Origin of the sequence: Phenylobacterium sp. (assembly GCF_020402505.1) — a bacterium.
GTDB lineage: Bacteria > Pseudomonadota > Alphaproteobacteria > Caulobacterales > Caulobacteraceae > Phenylobacterium.
In genome coordinates, this window is sequence record NZ_JADBZL010000138.1 from 1 (window position 1) to 2,510 (window position 2,510).

Genomic DNA, 2,510 nt, shown 5'->3' on the forward strand with positions numbered 1-2,510 from the left:
CAACGCCCGCCACCTGGATCGCCGCCGCCGCATTGGTGGTCGCCAGGGTCACGGTCTGCATCGGCCCGGCGGTGATGATGGCCGGCGAGATCTGCACCACGCCCGCCCCGCCCGGATGGGCCTGGGTCACCACGAACTGCTGCTGGACCCCGGTGTTGGCCTTGGTCTCGGGGTGCACCCGCATCACCCCGGCGATGATGATCACATCGCCCTTGGCCAGGCTTCCCGTCCCTGTCGCCACCGTGATGGCGTTCACCGGGTTGGCGGACACCGGCAGGGCCGTCGGCAGGGTGTTGGTCGTATAGCCGGCCCCGCCGCCACGCAGGTGCGCCGGCCACAGGGTGTTCTCCATGAAGTCGAACCCGGCGGTGCGGCCCATATAGCCCTCGCGGTACTGCTTGGAGAGGGCGTCGGAATCGTTGAACAGGCCCTTCAGCGCGTCCACCAGGTCCATGTTGTCCTGGGTGTTCAGGTTGGCCGTCCGGCCGCCCAGGGGCGCCAGGTTGTCCACCAGGATCTTCCGGCCCTGCAGCACCTTCTGGAAGGTGGCCGGCTGGCCGTGGCTGTTCACCTGGTTGGCCACGTCCTGGTACATGGTCATGGCGTCGGCCTCGATGGAGGCCGCCAGCACGCTCATGGCCGGCTCCAGGACCCGGTCGGAAAAGTCGTCCAGCCCCATGGTCAGGTCGATGCTGGTGAAGTTCAGGTCCACCCCCTTCTGGGTCTGGACCTTCAGCTCCACGCTGGTCTCGTTGGTGTCCTGGGTCGCCAGGGCCGGGCCGTTGCGCACGGCGTACTGGTTGGGCAGGCGCACCTTCAGCGTGTCGCCGATCTTGGCGCCCTGGCGGGCGAAGCGGTCGTCGTACTCCCTCGAAATGGTCCCGACAAAGTTCAGTTTCTGGTGCAGGCCTGTGTGTTCACCCCGGGTCGCTGGGCCGGGGCCGCCCTTTCGGGCCGCTGCGGGTTTCCGCCGCAGAGCAGACTATCTCATCACCCGCGCCGCCCGGTGGACGGGGCGGGTGCGATGCGCTTCGGGCCGCTTGGCCCTACTCCCTTCCGGGATAGTCGTTACACCTTCCCGCCCCCGTCGTCCGGGGCCGGGCTTGGCTCGGTGTGTCCATGCGCCTTGGGGGCCCGCGGGAGAGGGCGTCCGGGCTCTGGCGGCGTTTAGGAGTTCACCGAATTCACATCGTTCTTCGACGCGGGTCGCCCCGCGAAGGCGCCTCAGTCGACGCGGAGAGCCTCACGGGTGACCGTGGCGGCCGTCAAAAGGGAATTGGGCATGTCTCATCCTTTCCGGGCGTCGCCCGGCGGGGGTTTCCGTTCAGGGTTCAGGTCGTTCAGGCGCTCCGGGGCGGCGGTGCTGGAGGTCTCCAGGTCCGCGCCGGGGCGCCGGGGGGCGCCGCGAGGTCCCTTCAAAAAGGGCCTGCTCGCGACGCCGGAAAGTCCGGTCGTTCAGCCTCTTGGACGGCGATGCTCGCGCAGGGTGGCGGCGTTGCGCCGGCGCATCCAGTCGGCCGTGTCCATCCGATCGTCCAGGCCGGGGGCGCCGCCGCCGGGGCGTCCCGGGTCGGCGGCGGGGCGCACCTTCGGCCGTCCCGCCCGCCGGTCGGCCTCGGCCAGTCGCCGGGCCAGGGTCTCACCCAGATGGGCCCGATGCAGGATCCGCCACAGGCGCGGGTCGTTGATCTGGCCCAGCTCCTCGGCCTCCACGCCAAAGCCCCGGGCGTATTCCGCCAGCTCCGCCGCCAGGGCCGGGGACCAGCCCTCGATCTGCCCGGCCAGGGCCCGGCCCGTCGCCCGCACCGCCTCGGCCTCCGCGGCCGCCTCCGCCAGCCGGGTCTCGTGCTCCTGTCGCGCCAGGTCGAAGGCCAGGCGCTCGCGGCCCTCGGCCAGCACCCGCCGCCGCTCCCGCAGGGCCCGGGCCCGCTCCGGGTCCGCCGCCTCCAGGGCCGGCCAGTCCAGTCCGTCCAGGGCCTGGGCCTGCTCGTCCATCAGGTGCAGCCGCGCCCGCCCCGCCACATGCGCCTCCGACGCCGCGCGCTCGGCCTCCAGCCGCCGCCGGTGCTCGGCCAGCTCCTGGGTCTTGCGGGTATAGTCCGCCTGCCGGAGAAACGCCGACTTCAGCGCCGGCGGCGCCAGCCACACCTCCCCGTCCACCTCGATCTCGCTCCAGTCCGAGCGATCGTCGGCCTCGGCGGCCTCGGCCTCCGGCGCCTCCTCAATCACCTCCTCGGCCAGGTCCACACTCTCACCCGGGCCCTCGTCCACGACCTCGTCCGTCATCCGCAATCCTCCATCCTGGAAACATCCTGCCACAACTGCGCGAAGAGAACAAAAAAAGAACACCTTAATTCCTCCCCCTCCCAGGGCAGGGGAATCGCATTTGGCTTGAGTGATCTGGGCGAACTGGATTCTGAGGGTGTCTTCCTTGTTTTGGGAGACTCCCATGGGAGATTTCGAAGCTTTCTTCTCGGAGGTTCCGGACCCGCGAGCGAGCAACGCGCGCC

Annotated in this window: 2 protein-coding genes; both read right to left on the minus strand. The window is 70.3% G+C overall.

Annotated features, from left to right (window positions below; translation table 11 throughout):
- Window positions 1-976 (minus strand): P22 phage major capsid protein family protein (locus IM632_RS10025; protein WP_366817540.1); only part of this gene is annotated, 976 nt, incomplete at its 3' end.
- 479 nt (window positions 977-1,455) lie between these two features.
- Window positions 1,456-2,286, minus strand: coding sequence for a hypothetical protein (locus tag IM632_RS10030; RefSeq protein ID WP_296482270.1), 831 nt, complete (start codon window positions 2,284-2,286; stop codon window positions 1,456-1,458).
- Between the last annotated feature and the right edge of the window lie 224 nt (window positions 2,287-2,510).

What these genes read in the sequence shown, in the direction of transcription:
- IM632_RS10030 (WP_296482270.1), bottom strand. Translation starts at nt 2,286, where the DNA reads ATGACGGACGAGGTCGTGGACGAGGGCCCGGGTGAGAGTGTGGACCTG.